The following is a 20,733-nucleotide window of genomic DNA, read 5'->3' as shown; positions in this document are numbered from 1 at the left end:
TTCTTTTGACCTATCGGCGGCATCGCCGAAAGAACGTGTGTCTTGCCGAATGTCCTCCAATCGATCTCACATATTGACCTCCGACGCTATCGAGTACCAAGGTCAGCGCTGCGTTGCGTCCCACCAATCAAACTTCGAAAAACATCGTATACATGCCGATGCGTTTGCCGCGCAGCTTGATGGAGAGTTGCTGCCCTGCGGCGACGGTGCAGATCCAGTCCCGACGCAGTCGTTCACTTGTGAAGTGCCCGGCGCCGACAATCCGCTCCTGACGCCGCAGGAAGTCGCCTGCCTCGAATGGTGCAAAGAGGGGAAAACGAACTGGGAGATCGGTGGGATTCTCCGGATTTCCGAGAAAACCGTCGAGTTTCATCTCGGCAACGTAAAGAGAAAGCTTGGGGCGACGAACAGGATCAGCGCGGTCGTTATCGGCCTCCGGTATGGGCTCATCTCGCTCTAAAAACTTCCGTCCCCCAACGGCAGTTGGGCTGCTCTGTGGGTCCGCGAGAGGTAGTGTCGGCAAACTGAGACACTGCCCGCGAGGGGGATGGGGGAGGCAGACTGCACTCGCCTATTCCAGCTCCGAATAGACCGGTGCGTGTTGCCGTTCATGGCTGCATTGCTATCGCGGCTGAAGGTGGCGCTGGCGCCTCTCTCCACATTGTCTGGTTGGGCTTTGGTTTGTCACCGAACGTGGTTCTCGCGGCATTGCGCGAGCTTATCAGGCCAAACCACATTTCTAGACAAACTCCGCCATAACGTCCGCGCCAAGCCGCAAGCAGGTCAACATGGATTCGAAATTGGCCGCCGAGGCCGCACTATGAGCTTTCCGCACATGATCGCCGAACCTTTTATCATCAGGGAAGAGGTCACGGCATAAGTTGGAGCTGTCGCGAAGCAGCCTGACCCCTTCAGTGTAGATCGGAATACCGCACTTGATTGCAGTTACGAGCTCGTCTGGCACACTATCTTGCTTACCGGTAGCTATCCATTGCGCACATTGCAGGACATGCACGTCGGGCAGGTCAGGATTCATTTCCCTCAGCCGCGGGATAAGTTCATCAGCGTAGGGGTGCCTTAGCTTGTAGAGAACGTAAGCTGCCAAAATGCTGGTGTTCGAACTCGGCATGTCTTGAGGATTTCGCAATCGCTCAATGAGATCATCAAGGAACAGGCGGGCACGCTCCATGGCGCCTTGACGTACGTATTCGTACAACGTCGTTGCAAGGGCATCTTCAGGAGAGGCCGGATATGCGGATAAAACGGATCCACTCCGATAGGCGGCGAGCTCGGAACTTGCCGCGAGCTTAACCGCCTCTCCTTTGGGCCCGGGCAGCCAAACGACTAGAGCAGCGTTGTGGCTAGATGGTTCGGAAATCTCAACATAGAAGCAGTTGGTCGGCGCGATCCCAGAAGGAACGGATATTTCTCCTTGAGCATCTACTTTACCGTCTCCACCTTTCCTCAAGACCAATGTTGAGTGCGTCCGGCCGGGGGTCCACTCAACGAACGTTCCCCAGCGGTAGGACAACTCAATCGGAGAGCCAGCATGCGCGTCGTGTGCAGTGCGGCGGTGTTCAGAGTTTTGAATGCGCGGCGATCCCGGATCTGCCGAACTGACGTCAGTAATGACGACCTGTCCGCGGAATCTGTCCAAGAGGCGGGTAAGCGCATTCCTGCCAAGTTCTGCGATGTTCTCAAGTGCGCGGTTTCCGAGCTCGCGGAGGCGCTCACCCAGCCAAGGCGGCATGGTCTCGCCGGGCTTACGGCTCGCTTGTATTGCGGTTGCGATTTTCATCAAGGACTCGGCTTCGCGCCAGAAGTCTGCAATCGCGTCAGTTTCCTTCATGTCCAGCACAGCTTCGCCGATAGCTAGTCCGTTGGTACCTGTTTCTGGGGTTGCGACGGTGATCGAAATAATGCGCCCGGAAGGAAGAGCGGTTCTCACCAGGTAGGAGCCTGGACCCGGCACGCCGACGTCTGTAGGACGGCCGGCAAGACGCAACGCCGCGCGCTCGGCCTTTCCGGCCTCGGAAAACACTTCCACGGCTATGGGCGCGCCGGCCAGGTCCGGTGGCACATTTTCAGCTGTGATCCGGACGATGTAGCTGGTCACGGCTTCGCCCCATCCGGTTTGCCTGTGTCGCGCCGCTTGATGTCTATGATGACTTCAGAAGCCGGAAGCTTCGGCTCGAACGGTTTAAGGCCGGTTTCATATTTATCGGTGTCAAAAGCCGCATTCGCCGTCCACTTTCCGATGGGGACGGGCGTGCACCACGGCCCGTCCCTCCGTTTTGCTCGGCTTAGGCGTCTTTCACCTGGCGCCTCTTCGGCGACGAACAGATCTGCGGCTGACATCGCTGTGCCAAGGCTACACCTTACCTTGACCAGGACTTCAGGGGGGCCGACAAGATCGCAGAGAACGCCTGTCGTGTTGACGACACCCGGCTTGCTTTCGGAGAAGATGATCCCGCTGTTATCTTCCGTCTCAGCGCGATGCAACGCCGCCGACTTTAGAGCAATTGCCAGTGATGACATAGTCACCGGGCATCCATCGACCGTTGGGTCACCAGCACGCTGCGTCAAGCAATGTATGAGTTCCTGCGTGAAAAAGGGCGCGTCTTTCGCGTCTCCGTAGGCCTTACCGCCTGCGTATGAGCCAAAGTAGATTGAGGCATCTCTTTCCGAGATGGCGGCACCGCTTACAGGCGTGCAGAGCGGGCGACCTATCACTTCGAGCTGGTTTGCGATCGCCTCGAAGTTATACTCGGAGCAAGCGTCGATGAAGAAGCATTGCACGCTGGGCTTCCGGTTTTGTAGGTAGGTCGCGCTCGCGATCGTCGCGATCAGGTTGCCTCCCTCTTTGTCGTTGGTAGGAAGCCGCGCGTCTTGGGCGAACAACGTCGGCTCGGACTTGAATATGCCGTGGCCGGCAAAGTACCAGATCGCGGCATTTTCCAGCATTGTACCGGAACGGTCCAACCATTCACCGAACCGCTTGCGGATATTCTCGAATGTAGCTGGTTCGGCTGGCATCGCAGGACAGGTAGTTGCAAACCCGAGCTTCGTGGCCGCGTCACCTTCCAGTTTCCACTCGCCCTGCTCTGGTGTTGCCGAACATAGGAATTCGACCGAGCCTAACGGGCGGTCAACCTTGGAGAATTTCGTCAGTGCCCACTCGGCGAATTTCCTGGCTCCGTTCACCGATGTAGTGACCGTCGGAATGATGTCCTTTGAATCGTATTCGCCGACGCCAACGATCATTACGTGAGTTCTAGGCTTGCCGTCACTCGCAGCCTTCTTCAGAGCTTCTTCTGCTTGTTTGACAAGCGTCGTATATCTTTCGACGGCATCCTCTTCGGCCTTGCTCGCGTCGAGAAATGGAATGCCGTCTGCGGCCTTTAGTTTACGGCGTCTAACTATGGCCTCGCTCATTTTCAGCCAAGCCGGAGCGAGGGCGTTTTCGCCTGTAAACCCTTCGGCCCAGATCAGGGCCATAAGCGCCTCCAAATCAAACTTGCGCTCCCTTTTCTTCAAACAACTCCTTTACTCTTTCACGCAGGCGGGCAAAGAAGCGGGGAGTGTCAAAATATGCGGCATGGGAAATGATTGGCAAAGCATCCGTCTCGAACTCAAAATCGAGTACGTCTTTGAAGACGCCCTTGGTCGCGAAACCAACGTAGTCGGTCAAATCATAGACGTTAATCCAGCGCGATACTGCGGCAGGAAGATCAGCAGGCTCGCCCTTTGCGAAAGGCTCCGCCAACTCGCTAGCCGCTGCTAGGCGCCCCATCTCCGCGAACAGTGCGACCTGAGAACCTACGGTCACAAAAAGGTCGCACCGCAGGTCCTTCGCAAAGTGGGTTAGAATGTCGTAGAGAATGATGCCACCGAAGCTATGGCCGACAAGATAGAGTTCTTCGTCGCCAGGGCGACGGGCCGCGTTTGCTTCCTTGATCGCGGCAATGACTCGTTCGACAATTGGTTGTCGGTTGTCCATGTAGGTGAACACGTCGCCCACGAAACGTCCGGCGAATGTGGAAGCGGAAGGACGGACGTATTCGGAGAGGCCGAGGAACGCTGCACGAGTTGCATCGACTGCAGCACCTCCCACGGCGTCTTTTACGTTCTTAGTCACTTCACTCACTGCATCCTTGATCGCGGTGGCGCCGGTCTTAAGCCAATTCAGAACAGAGTTTCCAATCGCCAACGTTTGGATTGTTCCATTGGCTCCTGTGGCCGCTTCGCTCGAAGTTGCAGAAAGTGCCGTTACCGAACGAAATAGCTCTTCCACAAACTCGCTGTCGTTCTTGACGGTCTGCAGCCAGGACGGATTGCGGTTGGCAGCCGCGTATGCCTCGGCTACCAGAGAGAACCGCGCCACGTCCGGCAACGCATTTGTCAGTGCCTGTGCTAATGGACCAGCCTTTGGAGCGTTCGAGGAGCCAGCGAATAGCAAGTCCACCGCCGCGGGCAACGATCGGGCCCTCGCAACGGTTAACAGTGGATCGCTGTTCAAGGTGGGTTTGTTGACGAGTTCGCCGTCCAACTTTGCTGCGGTAGAGGTCACCAAGTCCACACGCGCCGGCTGGCCAACCGCTAATGTTTGTGCGCCGGACGTGGGCAAGCTGGCGAAGTTGCGGGCAAACTTGACTCCGAGGTCTCCCCAGTAGGGCGCAAATGTTTTCAGTCCGTCGGCGGTCTTTACCCGATCGATAAAAGCAACATGCGCCAGCTGTTGCTGGAGCAATGTGCTTCGGTCATCGAAGACCCGCTGCTCTTGTGGGGTGTTGCCTCTGCGCGTATTCACGCCATGCACGAAAACAAGCGGCATTGTCGGGCCCTCGTATAGCTGGTCCATCTTAAATGGCTAGCGTAGCAATAGACAATCTGAAATGTAGCCCGGAAATTTGCTCAGCGGCGTATGCCTCGCCTGCGACCTAGGGAAATCCCTAGGATGCCACTGGCAACTAGAGGTTGGTTCGCTGGTATTGGAGGCGCCAGTTCGTTTGTCCCGCCCGGGGCGCTGCCTGCCCAGTATCCCGCCGACGCACAAGAGTAGTGTGCGTAAACGGCGCAGTTTCCAACGTCCGAACAACAAACGACGTTCGCATTGCGATGCTTCGATATTCAACAGCGCTCCACTCTCGACAAGTCAGCCAGTCGCGATAAGGTTGCACATTGGACAAACGGGGCAGGACGGCATGAGCAGAGAGCGAGCTACCGATGGTCCGCTGCGGGTACGGGCTATAGCCGGTACACACGTCGTACTGATGGCAATCGATATCGATCCCGAGCGACTGGAGGGCCTCAGGGGCTTCGCATTCCAGGCTAGGCACGGTCAGGAGACCCGGTGGTTGCAAGGAACCAAATATTTCGAAAAGCTGGTGCCCAAACCAGAAAAGAGTGCGAAGTATTCGACTTTGCAGCACCCGATCCAGAGCTTCCTTTGGTCAGACTACGAAGCTCGCCCTGACACAGAATATGAGTACACGATCGTTGCGATGTACGGTGAAATCGACGGGCTTGAGCGGAGGTATAGCGCAGCCGTCAGAATCAGGACAGAGAAGGAGAACGACGGAGAACACGGCGTTTGGTTCAATCGAGGGGTAGTCGCTAGCCGGGCGTACTCTGTGACTTTCCAAAACCGCACGCTGACGGAGGAGATGTACAACGCCGTTGATGATAAGAATCGCGTCTCTGAGGAAACCTCAGTCTGGCTTTCGCGGGGGCTTGAAGAAGCCTGTGTGACCTTCATCAACGAAGTCCCAGAAGGCGACAAGCTCCGTGTTTGTGCCTACGAATTTACGTACCTTCCGCTGCTGAAGGCCCTCAAGGCGGCGATCGCTCGGGGTGTCGACGTCAAGATCATCTACCACAAGACGAAGGCGAACGAAGATGCCATCGATGAGGTGAAACTTCCTGCGGGGAGGCTGATCGAGCGAACCCGCCCGCAAACGCCGCACAACAAATTCATCATTTGGCTCGATGACCAAGCAAGTCCGAAGGCAGTTTGGACCGGATCAGTCAACTTCACTCCGTCTGGTTTCCTGGGGCAGACCAATGTTGGTCATGTGGTGACTGACGCGAGCAACAAACCAACCGCGATCCCACGGAAGTACCACGAATATTGGAAGGTTCTTTCCAAGAACCCTACCGGAAAGCCGGCGCGCGAAGCGGCCATCGAACTCTCGCCGAACCCGCCGAATCTCATCCCGGAGCAACCAATCACAGCATTCTTTTCGCCCAGGATCGCGGATAACCTGCTCGACTGGTACGGAAAGAGGATCGAGAACGCGCAAACGTCTTGCATGTTTACGGCCGCCTTCACCGTCGACCCAATACTGCTGAGGTCCTTGGGCAAACAACAGAACTCAATGCGCTTCGTTCTCCTCGAGAAGCCCGCTACTGCGGATGCCCGCAAGGCGGAACGCAGTAGCCGCGGCCGCTTGGTCATGTCGAATGGCTCAGTGCTCGGAAAGGTGACGAAGCAGTCCTTCGAAAAGCAGGAAGGGGAGGGCGGTACAAAGCTGGTGCCAATCCCCAATTTCCCGCTCGAGAAGTGGTTCGTTGACGAAGAATTGGCTCGAAAGGACGGAAAAGGCTTCGTCTTTTTCGTGCACACAAAATTTCTCTTAATTGACCCGCTTTCGGACGACCCATTCGTTTGCACCGGTTCAGCGAACTTCTCGGGTAATTCCCTTACGGCCAATGACGAGAACATGCTTTTCATCCGGGGCAACACCCGTGTCGCTGACATCTACCTCACAGAGTTCGATCGTATTTTCCGTCACTTCTTCTTTCGAATGAGCGCCAACCGTGCGGCCATGGCTGATGAAGAAGAGGACGAAGCTGCTAAAAAGGCGGTGTTGCTGGATACAACGCCGACTTGGATGACGCCGTATTTTGAGGATGGCGACTACAAGTGCAGTCGTCGAATTATGTTTTTCGCTGACCCGCGGGCGAATTGGTCGACGGAAGCGGCGGAGGATACGAAAGACATATTTGCTGACGAAGTCGAGCGGGCCAAAGCCAAACGAACTAAGGCAAAAGAAGCAAGGGAAGCGAAAGCGGCTGCCGGACAAAAGTCTGCGGCGGCTGCAAAAAAGAAGCCCACTAAAACGGCTAAGGCAAAAGCGGGTAAAAAGAAGAAAGCAGCAAGACGGGGCGCGTGAAGAAGACCAAAGCGTCGAAATCGAAGCGAGCTAAGACACGCAAACAGAAGCCCCGGACAAGGATTAGGGTCGTGGCGAGCTATGTTCTCTACGTTCAGGATGACAGGGACAGCGCCTTCAAGCATTTCGGCGTTGTGATCCATGATGAGGCGGAAGCCATCGCCAATGCCACTGGACACCAGACCCTAATCTTCAAGGACGGAGAGCCATGGAAGCTCTTTGACGGATTTGGGACGTCCTACTCGATCGTGTTAGATTGAGGGATTCTCGGAGGGTATGAACGCCGTACGTCGGAGAAGTCCAATGAGTTTCATTGGAAGAGCGGGATTGCTCGCGCTACTTCTTGCCGCTTCTACCGGGCCTGCGCTGGCGGAGAAGCGCGACGCTTGGCACGTTGACGGCAGATTGCTCGGGAAGGACGGTGAGAAAGCCGAGGATGTAAGTGGGATGGCCTGCGCCACTGACCAGGGCTTTCCTCGTTTATGCGTCGTCATCGACGACAACGTACAGCATGCGCAGTTCGTGGAGGTTCACGATGGAGAGATCATTGTTGGCAAACCGGTCGACTTAATTGCTAACAGTTTTGAGGGGAAAGCGCTCGAGCTAGACGGCGAGGCCGTCGCATTCGCAGATGGTTTCTACTATGTGATCGGTTCGCACGGCCATCCGCGCGATAAGAAGGGAAAGCTGAAATCCAAGGCAAATGCTGCGGAGATCCGAGCGAGGATCGCTGCGAGCAGCCAAATCGTCAGATTTCGGGAGGATGGCGCGGGCGTCGATAGGTCCGCAAGGTTCCGGGATATTATCGCGGCCGATCGGACACTTCGCCCATTCATGGATAAGCGTCTGGAGAAGAACGGCCTCACCATCGAGGGCCTAGCGTTTGGGCCAGGTGGCAAGTTGTTCGTCGGCTTTCGAGGGCCCGTCCTAAGCGGGAATCGGGCGGTCGTGCTGTCGGTGGGGGCGAAAGCTTTATTTGAAGGGGGAGACGATCGGCATGAAACGTTTCGGCTTCGATTGGGGCCCGGCCGCGGTGTTCGCGACCTGACGAGCTTCGCTGGCAGCTTGCTGATCTTGGCAGGCCCGGCCGCGGACGAGCCTGGGTCTTATGCGCTCTATCTCTGGAACGGAAGAAGCGAAAAGGTTCGCCTCCTCGCCGAATTGCCGTTCAAAGGTAAGCGCAAACCGGAAGCCGTGCTTCCCCTAGATGTAACGAAGTCCAAATTGAGAGCCCTCGTCCTCTTCGACAGCGAGAAGGAAGGCTCGCCAACTCCTGTTGAAGTTCCCTTACCGTGAGCGTTGGGAGATTTAGTGATGCGCCGCATACCTTTAGCAATTATCGCTCTTCTTGCGTTTTGCACCAGCGCTTCGGCGTGGGGCGACGAGGGACACAAAATCGTCTGCGAGATCGCCTATCGACTGGCGCTGCCCGATACGCGTGCCGCGGTTCGCAAACTCATCCGAGCAGACACGGAGTTCGACACCTTTTCCGAGTCTTGTGTATTTCCCGACCATCCGCGCATTCGTACTCAAGACCACTTCGTCAACCTTCCACGAGACTCGCGTGGGCTCACGTCGGATGACTGCCCGTTGGCGCCAAGCTGCGTACTGAAAGCCATCCTGAACGATTCGAAATTAGTCAACTCGAGACACGAGAAAACGGTGGATAGGCTCATTGCGCTGAAGTCACTCGGTCACTGGGTGGGAGACATTCATCAGCCATTGCATGTGTCATTCGAGGACGATCGCGGCGGAAACAACATTCGTGTGCGAGGAGAATGTTCGGGTAATTTGCACAGTGCGTGGGATAATTGTCTAGTCGTGCAGGCAGTTGGATCCGATGTGTTCGACGCTGCATCGGAGCTCATCGACGAAATCACCCCGGAGATGAAACTGAAGTGGAGCTCGTCCGAACCTCGCGACTGGGCGAACGAGTCATTTGCCATCTCTGAGTCAGTCAAGACTGGTTATTGCGTTATGCATAGCTCGTCTTGCGACCTTCCGGAGGGTACGGTCGCCGTCAGTGAGGATTACCTTGCCGTCAATGTTCCTATTGTAAAGCAACAGCTTCAGAAGGCGGGATTCAGACTTAGTCGGCTCCTCGACAGCGTTTTTGCTGACCGGTAGGGCACCCGTCCCCGTACCTCGGGATTTCCCTAGGGCCGACGTGGCCCAGGCCTCGCTCGGGCGGGTGATCGGGCTTCCAAGTGCTGCACAGCCTGCAATGAATCGGGTACCCTTTTCATGCCGAAGAACTCCAAGTCGCGGTCAACGATCCCCAAACGCTTCCAGGCGCGCGAAAGGTGGAGATTCTCCGCTCGCTGTCTGACGATCGAGATGTAGAGGAGCTTCTCCGCAGGCGCTTATTGATATTTGCTGCGCGATACGGCGATCGTGATGCAATGTCCAGCTTGATCGACACGGCCGATGAAATGGAGGTCCAGGAATTAAGCGCTACACCTTGCAGGACCGGCAACATTTGCTCGACCTTTCGTTCCTGCAATTGGTCGTCTCTCGCTGCTCCTATAATGGGGCGTCCGGTTCGGTTGCGCATGATCGCGGCTCACGGGTCTCAACCGGCCCTAGATTCGCTACTGCTCATCTATGAAAATGCCGCGCATCGGGACCTCAGGGAGGTGGTTTTGGGTGTGCTTGAGCCCCTGGCAGGGAGGCTAGGAGTGCGGATTCGCGAAGTCGACGACCGATTGGGCGCGGTCGCGATTGGCTAAGCTCTGGCTCCGATAACGGCTTGCAGTCATATCGGGGCAGCGTTGACCGTCTTCGGCCTAACGCTCGACTCGAACTTAGCCTCCGAAGCGAGCCCCCGTCACGTTCAGGTTGTCCACCGCCTAGGGAAATTACTAGGGCGGCGGAGCTTGCGCGAAGCGAAAAGCCCTAGCATTGTCGCAAGGGGGGGTGACCAGTCGGCGCATGAATTTTCAGGAATGGATTGATAAGGCACGCAATCTCGAGGCGGAAATTGCTGCTGCACCTTCGATAGAAAAGAAGCCGCTTACCACGGTATTGTGCCGACTGCATTTGCTTGCGTGTGAGGCGCCAATCCCTGTTCTCGCGGCCTACGAGCGACTTTCAGAAGCGACCCTAAAACATTTGACTGGCCGGCGGATCGAGACGATGACGCGCGGCACTCATCGCTGGACGCCGCGCTCGCTATCCCCAGAGGACTGGATGCTTTCTCTGGGGAGCCAGATTAGAGCAGTCGATGAATACCTGTACACGACCTCCGGGACGGATTTTGGGGACCCTGATTCGGAGCTAGATGAGTGGCGTTGTCCTTCGACCAACATGCTCGTCGTGCCTCGCCCGCGAAACTTGCAGGACTCTCGGCTCGCTGGGCGACCTTATCTCAAACGCGGAATACTGAGGCATCGCCTACTTCCCTCCGAGGTAGGTGGTCTCGAAGTCGTCCCCATCCGCATAGACCTACGGGAAGCTGGCGAGAAGTCGGGAGTTGCGGCCTCGCTGTTCTCCAACCTTCAGCTTTTCACTCGCGAAACTCGCGAAGGCAACTTCATCGCCGAAAACGTCACGTTCGACGATATCGATGAAACCCTGGACAATCAGATCGACCAATCGATGTCGAATGGGTGTGCAGGCATCGTCTGGCCGGAATTGACAATCGATCAATCCACGCGACTTAAGATCTGCGACCTCTTACGGAAGCGCACCATTGCCAGTGATGATGAATTCCCTCTTCACTGGCTGCTCGCCGGAAGCTGGCATGAAGAGACTGATGTAGGCTATTTCAACCGAGCGACGGTCTTGGACGGATACGGACGTGTGATCCGCTCATTCGATAAAATTGTTCCGGCTCGGGATGAAAAGGGCCGTCTGGAGGATATCAGATCGGGGGAATGTATCCCCGTCCTTATTACCGACAGCCAACTGATCGGCTTGGCCATCTGCCGAGATTTCTGCGATCGGGCCTCGATGACATCGCCTTACCTTACCTTGCCCGTAGATTTTTTCGCTGTGCCATCTATGGGGGAGGAGTCCACTATGGTCGCTCACCTCAACGTCGCGGCGGAGGTGCAGGCAAAAACGGGTGCCCGCGCTCTCGTGGTGCAGCAAACGGACGCCCGCTTGGCGTCACAGAAGGAGCTTGGCTACGTCCTGCCCCTGCCGCCGTCTCCCGCCTCCATTTCCGTCAATTCCTTGAAATCACTTACGAAATGGCAGTTTGTTTCAGAATGAAACATGGGGTTACTTCGGGACCAAATCGGGTGTAAAACGTTGTAAAACGATCTCTTAAACCTTAGATGGGATAACGGTTCCATGTTGGCTTTCGACGATATCGCTTTAGGCGATGCCTCTCCCGAGGAAGCGCGGCACATCATTCGTGCTGCCCTAACCGACGGCGGCGCCCGTGCGGCTGAAAGCATCTACCGAGCCCTCCGCGCCTGGACTTGGAAGTGCTTGTCCGACGGCCGGCGAGACGAAGAATTGCGGCGCTGGCACGAGATTATGGCGCGAACTGGGGCTTATCTGGAGGTCGATCACAAGACCTTTGCAGACAAGATCAGTGTGCTGAAGGAGTTGGTCTCTGAATCCATTACTGCGGGCGAGCGTCTGTCATCCGCGGATGTGTTACAGCGTGAGCATGTCCGCGACATCCTCATGGAGATTTTCCGTGAGCCGCATCGTCGAATCTACAGGGCAGCACTGCTGCGCCATTTTGGTCTTGGACAGGCAAATCTCTCACGAGTGCTGAATATGATGACGGTTGCCGGTCTTATCCGGCGTACCAGTTTCGGTAAGCACGCGGCTTTCAGTCTAACCTCGGTCGGCTTGCGAGCCGCCAAGCTAATCGCCGAAAGAGAAACACCAGCACACAATCACAAGCGAGTCGGAGTGCCGACGACAGTGACCTCGCATCCAATCAAACACGGGGGAGCGAAGCAGGTCCAAAACGCCAAGGAGCTGCTTCATCCAACCAGAAGCGCAAACCAATACGAACCCGCTGCATTCAGCAAGGCCGTGGCTGTTTGAGGGGATGTAAGTTCGGATCGGAGAATTTCAGATGGCGAGTAGCCGGGCCGTAGACGCCGCTTCGGAAAGCGAAGAGCGGACTCCTGACGCAATCCGCATGTACGGGGATTTCCTCGACAATGTGAGCGTCGTGAAAAATTCGCTTATGTCCTTGCTCCTTTCGGTCGGTGATATCGAGGCCGCAGGAGACGAGAGCAAAGTCGCTTCCGGTGAGGAAACTGCGCCGGGTCGGACAGTACTCGTGCCGTTCGTCGAGATGAAGCTGGAGGGCGAGCAAGAGCCGTATTTCGCCAATGTGCTTACCCTGGATAACGTCGCCTATCTGATCTACGATCTCGCGCAGGACTTTGAGGTGGTCTGCCAACAGCTTTTGACTGTCTCGAACGGAGGAGTGCCGCCCGAGGCCCGGCGCATTGAACAATCCGCAGAATGGATGAAGCGGGCCCGTGAACACGCTGGCCGCGCATTTCAGTATCTGGAAAAGATTTCGGACCGCATAGAGTCGGTCGGTTAGGATGAGCCTATAATGGGTTGAGGGCTCTTGAACATGCCAAGCTTAACGGCTCGCGACAGCGCCTGAATGGCTAACTATTTCAGCTTGCCGTTCGGCAAACATGCGATAGGCACTTTCTGCACTGAAACGCGGGTGACTGGAATAAATTGTGCCACGCCAGTCACAGCCGCGTCCTCCAGGTGATGCTAACTGGCATTTTCGTCGCGTCGGCCTTGGACGGATTGCCAAATCTGATGCCGCGACCCCGCGGCGTCCTCTCGATAGGACAACGTGATCAAAGCGTCGGAATCTTGGCGTCGATCCCAGCTCTTGGCATTTCCCTTACAGTCGAGAACGGAGTTTAGTGCGGCTTTCGTGGGATCACGAATTTCAAAGGTCCGCCGTCGCACATACCATCCGCCAAGATTACCAGCTCATATTCGTCGCTGACGTCTCGCAACACCGCCAACGCCTCCGGCTTGAGCTCATCGTCGCACTTGCGGAGCTTGACATCATCGAGTCCAAGGCCGGTAACGTTTTTCAGTTTCGCCACGTCGGCGTGAACGCCATCCCACAGGCCCAGGATCCAACCGGCCTTCTCATTGGCGACATCGTCGTCGGGGCCAGCGAGGACCAGTACGCCGTCATTCACTTGAACCAGATCCCTTATACCGCGGCCTTCGCCGACTTCGACCAACGTGGCGTCCGCCTTCGGTGTGTCGGATTCGAATAGTGCGACGGCATCTACCGAGAGGATCGGCGCTCTTGCATCTTTCGCCGGTCCGCGAAAGCCGAAGTGCAAAGTCCCGTTCCGTATTGCGACGCCTTCGATGTTGACGCCTCGTTGCCCTTTGAGGTTGGGAGCCTTCTCGGGCGGCTCGGTTCTCAGGCATTTCTGCTCGCCGATGCTGTCCGACAATGCGGGTAGGGAGCTCATTAAACGCCAGAGGGCGTCGGTATCCTTGTAGTCGGCGAAGTGCTGCGAGGTATCCAGTTTTGCCCTTCCGCTCGTGGGGTCGATAGCGAACCGGATAACATGCCGGCTCCCCGGATTGCTCTCGCAGGTCTTGCGTTTTGCCGAATGGGAGCCCGTAACGTAGAAATATTTGCCGTCGGTGGTCGCCCCTTCTGCGTCCAGTTCCTCGTCCGAGGATCGGAGCGGTACAGCCGCATTGTCGATCACATAGCCCGAGGACGAGACGACCACGTAGTGCGCCAGCGTACCCTCGTCGAAAACGACTAGGCAGGGGCTGCCGGCCCCTGTATTGCAGGCTATTCCGCTGAGCGACTTCCGTGCTTTGTTGGCATGCGACGGGAAGATGAATTGTCCGGCTTCCCACGGGCCCGCGACAGGCTTTACTGTCGGGACGGTTTGAGCGTGGACGTCTGCGGCAATGCTTGAGTGAAGTCTAATGAGGAAACGGAGTTCCCAATGAAAGCCTCGAGCACGTTGCTCGCATATTGGCACCATTTGACCATTTCACTGGGAATCAGCCCTTTCTGTCGAACGATGTGACAACAGATGTAATTCCGTTCTTCTCATAGTGAGCCACTTGACCACGAAAGAGGGCGTTGCCAGGCAGGTCGGCCAAAGCTCGACGAAGTTCAGCGGTAAGATATACATTTATCCGGGAGACCATAACCCGCCTCATTTCCACATCAAAGGGCCGAATTCGAACGCACTTATCGATTTGGTGACGCTAAGTGTCATTAGGGAAGGCATCGAAGAAGGATCTAGACGAAGTAATCGCCTGCGCAAAGAAGGCGGAAAATCGAGCGTTTCTGGCAGCAGAGTGGAGAAGGCTAAATGAGCGAGAATGAGACTATCGATAGCGGAATTCCGCTTCCTCGCATGGCATCGATTAAGCCCTTCGCTCCCTACACCATCGCCGTGAAGTCGGCGGATGGTCCACGCGCCGGGCGGGAGGATGCTATTGATATCAGTCCAATAATCTTCAGTTACAAAATCTACAAACCGCTTCGTGAGGAAGGCCGGTTTTTGACGGCGCGCCTTGTCGACAACGATGGGGACGCGGTCATTTGGGATGGTGGCGATGATCTCACGATGTCGGCGGATATGATCTATGCGCTAGCTGAGCAGATCATTACGCCCAAGGAGTTTGCAACTTTTCTCGCGCGCAACAACCTGACTCAAGAGGCGGCTGCGGCCCATCTTGGACGCAGTCGACGCCAGATTGCGACCTACGCAACAACCGGCCCTATCCCCCGGATCGTGGCTTGGGCTTGCTATGGTTTCGACGCGTATCGACGGGCCAAAGCTATGGCTGAGAAGGTTGAAAAGGATGAGCATGCTAAAAACAACAAGACGGCTTAAATTCTATTGATCTGCCACAGCATGTGCTGCTCCGGACTTGTTCGTATCCGAGCCCGTTTTTCGTAGGAAGCAGCGCCAGGATTATTGGAAGAATCGCGTTCGCCCGTTCTGGCAAGAGGTCTGGCCCAAGTCCCGAAACCTTGCTTCAAATAGCATCGCGGACTCGCTGGCTGTCCTGAGCATCGCGGGTTTGCTTCAACCTTAGGCGCGGTTCTGGACTGGCTGCAGCCCCTGGAGCATCCCCACCATGTTGTGCACGAGCTGGATGAGTCAGGACTGTGCGCCCGATTTCCCAAAGCCGCATTGCGTTTGCTCGACGCTATCATCAGTGATCAGCCTTGGGCTCCCAGAGAACTTGTGAAGTGCCTGGAGGCTATCGTGCAAGCGATACCGGGGTTGCGAAAAGACAATCGATATCAGCGCTTGGCTGAGTATGCGCGAAAACACAGGGTCTGACGTTGACACTTAAATCCGCAAAAAATTGAGATGGTGCATGAATACGCAAGGCATCTCGCAGGGAGTCTGCCCGCCAAGGATCGGACGATGCACCTCAACCAGTGCGACGGTCTCGTTTCGGTTCTTTGGCGTCACGGACGACGGTCACAATCTCAAAATATGAAACACTCGCAAGCCGGAATACCGCGCGACAGATCCTGCTGAGGTCCTGAATGCCGCTTTTGACGAACGATCCCCTTACGCAACTCGCGTTCTCCATCTACGAGAGCAAGGGCGTGTTTGCGCTCCTGTTGGGGGCCGGCCTCTCCCGTGCCGCCGACATTCCGACCGGATGGGAAATCACGCTCGACGGAGACTATAACGACGCCCGAATCTTAAACACGGAATCCGAGCTGAGCGGCTACCCGGCGCAATACGACACCTGTGCGGTTGGTCTGGAGAATGGGATCATGCCCTTCGTGCGGCGTTTCTTCGCGCGCCGAACCCCGGCGATACTCGATGTTCTGGGCTGCGCGCGGTACACTTGGCGACGGCCGCAGCAGTTGATCGAACATCGGAAGGCTCGGACAATTCCGATCATCGATGCGAATAAACGCATGATGGGACGGGTGCGCTGGTAAGTCGTGGCACGCGTTTGTTGCAATAGAGAAGGAGCTGCCAGATGAAACGGCCGACCCCAGGAACCCAGCGTGCGAATTTCAATGCTCTGGCGAATTTCAGGCGTTTTTGGCGAGACTGCGATGGTTGGCAATCGAACCAAGCGGCCGGGTTCGCCTCATTTCCCGCGTCGATAGAGTACCGATGGAGGGGTAACACACGGCTATTTCGCTCTGACGTAACAATCATATCTCACAGCGGCCCGGACGATGGGAGAGTCGATATTGAGGAAGCACATAGGGTACATGTTGACGACTTCCACCTTCGCTTCGAAGCGCGTTGGCAACAGTACACATTCGACGAAGATTCTGGCTCGCTCACCATTACGGGATCGTCAGACAAAATGGGAGGACCGTATATTGTGAACGTCATGCCGATCTTGGTGAGAGAGGACCAAGGCGAACCTCGCGAAGGCGATTGAGCGCAACATTCAGTACGGCTGATGGTGGGGCTTTGTTGTACTCGGTGCCTTTTGACCTTTCCGGGGTAACCTAACTGGCAACCACCTATCGCTTCGACCACCACGCGCGTTCTTGGGCCAGCGCGTCCGGAGGCGTCGCAGGATGAACCCGGCCGGGAAAGTAGGGCGCCGAATGACTGTAAGCGTCAGCCCGCTGGTGCCGCTAATCCGGACGCCCGTCGGCCCGCCAACCACCGAGCCGCCGTAATCTCGCCCGAGCCGGGCGAAGATCAGAGCGAGGATCTGCTCCGGATCCTTCTGAAGGGTTACCGGCTGGTAATCGGCCTCGACGATTGGGGGGCCGGATCCTTGAAGGTGCGACTGTAGGCATAACCCGCCTTCGCGAGCCGGCGTTCGTTCACCGGCCGACTCCAAATTGCGATTGCCGCGGCGCTAACCGCGGCGCCTCTTGCGGTGGCACGTCGCTGTAGTGCGGAGCAATCGTCTGCCACCAATCATCGAAGCTTCCGAAGTCCGCTCGTCACCTCTCGGTAGTCCGCCCACGGTCAAGGCCGTCTCTCCGGCGACATAGGCCGCATCAGCGGCCCGCTTGGCGAATTCCTCCAGATTCTCGTTCGCTTCGCGCTTCCACCTCAGAGTGCCGGCGTAGGCCCAACTGATCGGCCCTGGTGGACCGCCTTCTACGAACAAGATCCGGAAAGCCTTGTCGGTCGGGTGGCGCTTCGCGTTGAGCTTGCGCTCGATCGCGGCGAGCCGAGCTTCAATCTTCTTCGTCATTGGTTCCGGTCCTTTGTTCGAGTTGCGCGAGGCGCGCTTCGATGTCGGCGGTCTCGATCGCGCGGCGTTGCATCTCGATGGCGGCAGAAACCTCCATGGCCTCGGCCGGCGATAGCTCACCGTCCGCCTTGGCTGCCGTGACAGCATCCAAAGCGGCCACAACGTCGCCCGTAGTTTTCATCCGCGGCAGCGGAAACCGCACGGGGCGGCCCCGGCGCCGCGGCATGACCCGGTCCAAGATCAATCGAGCTGCGCCCATGTCGCCGCCCTTCGCTTTTCTGACGACCCTAGCGACCACGGCTTCGAGGTCAGCCGACATCAGCGCCTCGGCCAGGACTGTCGTCGCGTGACGAGTCCCTGGCCGTTTGCCTGCCGGATTTCCAGAACGACCCTTCGGAAAGGGCCGGCCGCGGACTCGCTGCTTTGGCGCTGCATTTGCTGCAGCTGAACGTTCCGTCGTCACGGCTTCAGTTGCGGGTTCCGATGAAGGCGACGTGCCGAACCGGACGCGACATCTGCTTGAAGATGGTACCGTTGCCGAGGAAGCGCGTCGCCTGGTGACCACCCGGCAGCGTCTCGCGGATCATGCGGTGCTCGAACGGTTTCAGGTCTGGCGGGTTGAGACCATACTCAACCGCTCGGCGCGCATCTGGTCGCACACCGTGTTGAGCGTGGAGCTATCCCGCGCGATCACTGCAAGCTCCGTGTCTTTCCACTTTTGGAATGCCGCTGCAGCGCGGTTAAGCCTGACCTGATAATCGAGAATGCTTCCGTTCATCATCGGAAGCGAAGCGCGCTCGCCGAGCGCGACGTACGCGACGTCGGCCCTGGCCCGCAAATCGGCAAATGCATTGCGGGTAGCCGGCGTCTGATGGACTGGTTGGCGAAGCTGCAGCTCGCGCACGTGCGAGAAGAGTTCGATTTCAGAGCGCGAGACGGAGCCGGCCGCAGTGCGCTGTGCTTTCGTCCGGATCGTTGCCCATCGGATCGCCGTCGTCCTCGTCCTTCTTCTTAGCGTCGGACTTGAACTGCTTCAGCTCACCATCGAGCGCGTCGTATTTCGCGTTCATCTGCTCGCCGACCTTCGCTACGTCGGCGCGCGAGCTTTCGGCGATCGCATTACTCGCAGGAAGAAGTGCTTCGGGATTCACTCGTGGATCTCCTGGGAGTGCGTGTGTGAGTGCGTCCCTGCGTCGATTGAACCTACTGCAAATCCCGCGCGCTCGCGAATAAGGGTAACAAGCGCGCAAGTTGATCTGTCAGCACACATCCTGCATGATCATTCGCGCTGATCCGGATCTCCTCTTTCCAGCCCAACCGCTCCGTCGTGCTGACGTGCCGGCAACGGCGGGGCGGTTTTTTAGAGACCCGACTTAGCGCGGACGTACCGCCGATCGTTCTCGTTGGCCCCGGCGTGAGTGGTCGCGCGCCGGGGCCATTAAATCCGCGAGAGTCTTACGCTCTTCCCGGAGCTCCGCCGCCGCTCAATTGTTTGAGCTGTTGGCTAATCTCAGCGAGGAAGTAATTGCGCAGCTTTTCCAAAGCCAATGTCGATACCTCCGGCGAGCCATCGCGCACCACTTGCTCGAATGCGCTCACGATCCGCTCGAGCTGAACGATTATCCGATCATCGGGCAGGCCCGCGAGCCTTATGACGGCGGCGTCGACCATCTGCTTGAATGTCGCGGCATCTTTCTCGTCTGGCATGTACTAGTGCCTCTAAGAGTTGCTTCCCTTCCGGGCAGCCCCGCCGCGCTCCCTGTGCTGTCGGCGCCTGGGATTTTCGGACAACTGAGCGACCGATGTACTCGATCAGCCGCGGCCGGTGCGTCATGTGTCCATGCGTCGCGGAGTGCGTAACGACAAACAGCGGCCGCGCAGCACTTCGACGAGAAGACGATGCTCTCATTTGAGGCAGCGATGACCGTCATCGACGCGCGGCTTGAAGGGGTTTGGCACTCAGTTGAGATTCAAGTTCTCGGATCGCTTCATCGGCCTTGGTCACAATGTCTGTGAGCGTGTTTATAAGGTCATTTCTCGTGTGGGCTTCAGCCTTCGTGAAATCAAACTCGATATGTCTGCCGATTGCTGGCTTGTCGGGCTGATCTTTGGCGATCCGGGCGACATATCCCGCGCTCTCCTGGTACTGATAATATGCTTCTGTAATTTTCTGAACCTCGATTGGTGTAAGCAATCCTAAGTTCTGGATGTTGGCAATATATACCTTGAAGCTGTCGACCAGAGGAATCCAGGTGAAGTCGTTGCGCTCAACATAAGCGATCTCTGATCTCATCAAGTTCGCCAGACTGGTGAGTTCGGCCTTGAGCGAGGTGCGTAGTACGGTCCGTGTGTTCTCGCGCAAGCGACGCTCCGTTCTTGGCGTTTGAAGCGCATTCCATCCAAGGCCCGCCAATACTCCGACGAAACCAAACACGCCGGATACGATAGAAGGCAAGATGCTGATGCTTTCTGCTGCCATCGCGGATCCTCAAGTGATCCTACACATTCTACACGCCAAGGCTTTACCGAAAAAGGTTGCATTTTGGCGCACTCCGACTCCTTACTCCCAGAGATAGGTGCGCCGCCATGCTCATGGCTCCCGGATGATAGGGAGCACCTTGGTTGGTGCCCTTGCGGCTTCCGCGCATTTTGATGCTTTCAATCGCGAGCGCTATGTGCTCTGCGCTGTTTTCGGGAAGGCGTTGAACTTGGTCACCCAGCTCTAACCGTCCAGCTGCCTATCATTGCCCAAGTGGTGCATCGACGACAAAAGGAAGGTGCCTTGCTGCGCAGCACTCTGGTAGATCAACGACGACATGGTCTGCTGCGAGTTCGTAATCAGCGTCTTTGGCATCCGGATTTCATCGCCGATTTTCAAGTCCGCGCGCATCACGGTTTTGAAGGCGATCGACGGTGCCTGAATCCATGTGGGCTGACCGATCAGATCATTGGAAGCGATCTGCTTTGCGCCGGACTGGGCGCCGCCGAGTAAGTAGCGGATTGCCTGACGCGGTCCGCGCGTCCGTAAGCATTGAAGCCCACGTCCGGTAATGACGACCTGCCATCGACCGATCACGGGAGTGAGGTGGGGCATGCGGCTTTATTGCGTTCTAAACAAACGAGTGAAGAAAAAATGCGCAAGGTGGCGGATCGACAGCGCGAAACATCGACATCACGGGTTTTGATCCTCAGCATCGAAAATCTCTTGACGATTCAAGAGAATATTCGATAAATCGCGCCACTACTGTAGGTTATGTTCTCAATTTTCGGGTCGGTGTCCGATAGGAGATCTCCGCTCAATTTGTTGCGGGCCGCCCGCTATCTACCGCGCAGGCCCTCGACGAGGGCTGGTACGAATTTCTAAAATCCAAGCCTATTTGCTCGCTCAGGACTATCTCCGATGACAGTA

At 56.8% G+C, this 20,733-nt stretch carries 21 protein-coding genes; 9 read left to right on the top strand and 12 right to left on the bottom strand.

Annotation, left to right across the window (positions count from 1 at the left end; genetic code table 11):
* Positions 1–127 precede the first annotated feature (127 nt).
* From I6F24_RS33160 to I6F24_RS33140, 4 genes are all read right to left on the bottom strand, one after another.
* A complete protein-coding gene (locus I6F24_RS33160) occupies positions 128–373 on the bottom strand; it encodes a hypothetical protein (protein ID WP_225130133.1) in 246 nt (81 codons plus the stop codon).
* Between the two features lie 366 nt (positions 374–739).
* Positions 740–2,116, bottom strand: a complete 1,377-nt coding sequence (locus I6F24_RS33150) for a hypothetical protein (RefSeq protein WP_225130021.1) — start codon at positions 2,114–2,116, stop codon at positions 740–742.
* Positions 2,113–3,498 carry a caspase family protein gene (locus tag I6F24_RS33145; RefSeq protein ID WP_225130019.1) on the bottom strand — a complete coding sequence of 462 codons (1,386 nt, stop codon included), beginning with the start codon at positions 3,496–3,498 and terminating at the stop codon, positions 2,113–2,115. Before I6F24_RS33145 ends, I6F24_RS33150 begins: the two co-directional genes overlap by 4 nt.
* Before the next feature lie 13 nt (positions 3,499–3,511).
* Entirely contained in the window at positions 3,512–4,834 is a 1,323-nt protein-coding gene (locus I6F24_RS33140; protein WP_225130017.1) for a hypothetical protein, read from the bottom strand.
* 439 nt (positions 4,835–5,273) lie between these two features.
* On the opposite strand from I6F24_RS33140, the gene I6F24_RS33135 reads away from it, so the two are divergent.
* From I6F24_RS33135 to I6F24_RS33105, 7 genes are all read left to right on the top strand, one after another.
* A complete protein-coding gene (locus I6F24_RS33135) occupies positions 5,274–7,175 on the top strand; it encodes a phospholipase D-like domain-containing protein (protein ID WP_225130015.1) in 1,902 nt (633 codons plus the stop codon).
* 71 nt (positions 7,176–7,246) lie between these two features.
* Positions 7,247–7,435, top strand: a complete 189-nt coding sequence (locus I6F24_RS33130) for a hypothetical protein (RefSeq protein ID WP_225130013.1) — start codon at positions 7,247–7,249, stop codon at positions 7,433–7,435.
* A gap of 43 nt (positions 7,436–7,478) precedes the next feature.
* The gene (locus tag I6F24_RS33125; RefSeq protein WP_225130011.1) at positions 7,479–8,471 is read left to right on the top strand and encodes a DUF3616 domain-containing protein; all 993 of its coding nucleotides are present in this window, start codon (positions 7,479–7,481) and stop codon (positions 8,469–8,471) included.
* A gap of 18 nt (positions 8,472–8,489) precedes the next feature.
* Positions 8,490–9,302 (top strand): S1/P1 nuclease, encoded by an 813-nt coding sequence (locus I6F24_RS33120; protein ID WP_225130010.1) that lies wholly within the window; start codon positions 8,490–8,492, stop codon positions 9,300–9,302.
* Positions 9,303–10,106: 804 nt separating this feature from the next.
* The gene (locus I6F24_RS33115) at positions 10,107–11,390 is read left to right on the top strand and encodes a hypothetical protein (protein ID WP_225130008.1); all 1,284 of its coding nucleotides are present in this window, start codon (positions 10,107–10,109) and stop codon (positions 11,388–11,390) included.
* An 81-nt stretch (positions 11,391–11,471) separates the two neighbouring features.
* The gene (locus tag I6F24_RS33110) at positions 11,472–12,185 is read left to right on the top strand and encodes a hypothetical protein (RefSeq protein WP_225130006.1); all 714 of its coding nucleotides are present in this window, start codon (positions 11,472–11,474) and stop codon (positions 12,183–12,185) included.
* Between the two features lie 31 nt (positions 12,186–12,216).
* Positions 12,217–12,699, top strand: coding sequence for a hypothetical protein (locus I6F24_RS33105; RefSeq protein WP_225130004.1), 483 nt, complete (start codon positions 12,217–12,219; stop codon positions 12,697–12,699).
* 340 nt (positions 12,700–13,039) lie between these two features.
* On the opposite strand, the gene I6F24_RS33100 is transcribed toward I6F24_RS33105, so the two are convergent.
* Positions 13,040–13,885 carry a DUF3616 domain-containing protein gene (locus I6F24_RS33100; protein WP_225130002.1) on the bottom strand — a complete coding sequence of 282 codons (846 nt, stop codon included), beginning with the start codon at positions 13,883–13,885 and terminating at the stop codon, positions 13,040–13,042.
* Between the two features lie 600 nt (positions 13,886–14,485).
* Here I6F24_RS33100 and I6F24_RS33090 point away from each other — a divergent pair.
* Positions 14,486–15,013, top strand: a complete 528-nt coding sequence (locus I6F24_RS33090) for a hypothetical protein (RefSeq protein ID WP_225129998.1) — start codon at positions 14,486–14,488, stop codon at positions 15,011–15,013.
* A gap of 668 nt (positions 15,014–15,681) precedes the next feature.
* The gene (locus I6F24_RS33085) at positions 15,682–16,089 is read left to right on the top strand and encodes a hypothetical protein (RefSeq protein WP_225129996.1); all 408 of its coding nucleotides are present in this window, start codon (positions 15,682–15,684) and stop codon (positions 16,087–16,089) included.
* Positions 16,090–16,979: 890 nt separating this feature from the next.
* Here I6F24_RS33085 and I6F24_RS33080 read toward each other — a convergent pair.
* The 7 genes from I6F24_RS33080 to I6F24_RS33050 all read right to left on the bottom strand — a co-directional run bounded on the left by I6F24_RS33080 (position 16,980) and on the right by I6F24_RS33050 (position 20,418).
* Positions 16,980–17,324, bottom strand: a complete 345-nt coding sequence (locus I6F24_RS33080; RefSeq protein ID WP_225129995.1) for a hypothetical protein — start codon at positions 17,322–17,324, stop codon at positions 16,980–16,982.
* The gene (locus I6F24_RS33075; protein ID WP_225129993.1) at positions 17,308–17,787 is read right to left on the bottom strand and encodes a DUF5681 domain-containing protein; all 480 of its coding nucleotides are present in this window, start codon (positions 17,785–17,787) and stop codon (positions 17,308–17,310) included. Before I6F24_RS33075 ends, I6F24_RS33080 begins: the two co-directional genes overlap by 17 nt.
* Before the next feature lie 141 nt (positions 17,788–17,928).
* Positions 17,929–18,228: a hypothetical protein gene (locus I6F24_RS33070; RefSeq protein WP_225129992.1), complete on the bottom strand. Its 300-nt coding sequence runs from the start codon at positions 18,226–18,228 to the stop codon at positions 17,929–17,931.
* A 19-nt stretch (positions 18,229–18,247) separates the two neighbouring features.
* The gene (locus I6F24_RS33065) at positions 18,248–18,475 is read right to left on the bottom strand and encodes a hypothetical protein (protein WP_225129990.1); all 228 of its coding nucleotides are present in this window, start codon (positions 18,473–18,475) and stop codon (positions 18,248–18,250) included.
* A gap of 304 nt (positions 18,476–18,779) precedes the next feature.
* On the bottom strand, positions 18,780–19,031 hold the full coding sequence (locus tag I6F24_RS33060) for a hypothetical protein (protein WP_225129988.1): 252 nt from the start codon (positions 19,029–19,031) through the stop codon (positions 18,780–18,782).
* Between the two features lie 220 nt (positions 19,032–19,251).
* Positions 19,252–19,803 carry a hypothetical protein gene (locus I6F24_RS33055; RefSeq protein ID WP_225129986.1) on the bottom strand — a complete coding sequence of 184 codons (552 nt, stop codon included), beginning with the start codon at positions 19,801–19,803 and terminating at the stop codon, positions 19,252–19,254.
* Between the two features lie 243 nt (positions 19,804–20,046).
* Positions 20,047–20,418 carry a hypothetical protein gene (locus I6F24_RS33050; protein ID WP_225129984.1) on the bottom strand — a complete coding sequence of 124 codons (372 nt, stop codon included), beginning with the start codon at positions 20,416–20,418 and terminating at the stop codon, positions 20,047–20,049.
* Positions 20,419–20,733 lie beyond the last annotated feature (315 nt).

This window comes from Bradyrhizobium sp. BRP23 (assembly GCF_020194135.1).
GTDB lineage: Bacteria > Pseudomonadota > Alphaproteobacteria > Rhizobiales > Xanthobacteraceae > Bradyrhizobium > Bradyrhizobium yuanmingense.
The sequence above is the reverse complement of the archived record's forward strand: the minus strand, read 5'-3'. Positions and strand labels throughout refer to the sequence as shown.

Bases quoted from the DNA above. Each gene is read 5' to 3' on its own strand.
- I6F24_RS33160 (WP_225130133.1), bottom strand. From the start codon at position 373: ATGAAACTCGACGGTTTTCTCGGAAATCCGGAGAATCCCACCGATCTC.
- I6F24_RS33145 (WP_225130019.1), bottom strand. From the start codon at position 3,498: ATGGCCCTGATCTGGGCCGAAGGGTTTACAGGCGAAAACGCCCTCGCT.
- I6F24_RS33140 (WP_225130017.1), bottom strand. From the start codon at position 4,834: ATGCCGCTTGTTTTCGTGCATGGCGTGAATACGCGCAGAGGCAACACC.
- I6F24_RS33135 (WP_225130015.1), top strand. From the start codon at position 5,274: ATGGCAATCGATATCGATCCCGAGCGACTGGAGGGCCTCAGGGGCTTC.
- I6F24_RS33125 (WP_225130011.1), top strand. From the start codon at position 7,479: ATGAGTTTCATTGGAAGAGCGGGATTGCTCGCGCTACTTCTTGCCGCT.
- I6F24_RS33120 (WP_225130010.1), top strand. From the start codon at position 8,490: ATGCGCCGCATACCTTTAGCAATTATCGCTCTTCTTGCGTTTTGCACC.
- I6F24_RS33115 (WP_225130008.1), top strand. From the start codon at position 10,107: ATGAATTTTCAGGAATGGATTGATAAGGCACGCAATCTCGAGGCGGAA.
- I6F24_RS33110 (WP_225130006.1), top strand. From the start codon at position 11,472: ATGTTGGCTTTCGACGATATCGCTTTAGGCGATGCCTCTCCCGAGGAA.
- I6F24_RS33105 (WP_225130004.1), top strand. From the start codon at position 12,217: ATGGCGAGTAGCCGGGCCGTAGACGCCGCTTCGGAAAGCGAAGAGCGG.
- I6F24_RS33090 (WP_225129998.1), top strand. From the start codon at position 14,486: ATGAGCGAGAATGAGACTATCGATAGCGGAATTCCGCTTCCTCGCATG.
- I6F24_RS33085 (WP_225129996.1), top strand. From the start codon at position 15,682: ATGCCGCTTTTGACGAACGATCCCCTTACGCAACTCGCGTTCTCCATC.
- I6F24_RS33080 (WP_225129995.1), bottom strand. From the start codon at position 17,324: ATGACGAAGAAGATTGAAGCTCGGCTCGCCGCGATCGAGCGCAAGCTC.
- I6F24_RS33060 (WP_225129988.1), bottom strand. From the start codon at position 19,031: ATGCCAGACGAGAAAGATGCCGCGACATTCAAGCAGATGGTCGACGCC.
- I6F24_RS33055 (WP_225129986.1), bottom strand. From the start codon at position 19,803: ATGGCAGCAGAAAGCATCAGCATCTTGCCTTCTATCGTATCCGGCGTG.
- I6F24_RS33050 (WP_225129984.1), bottom strand. From the start codon at position 20,418: ATGCCCCACCTCACTCCCGTGATCGGTCGATGGCAGGTCGTCATTACC.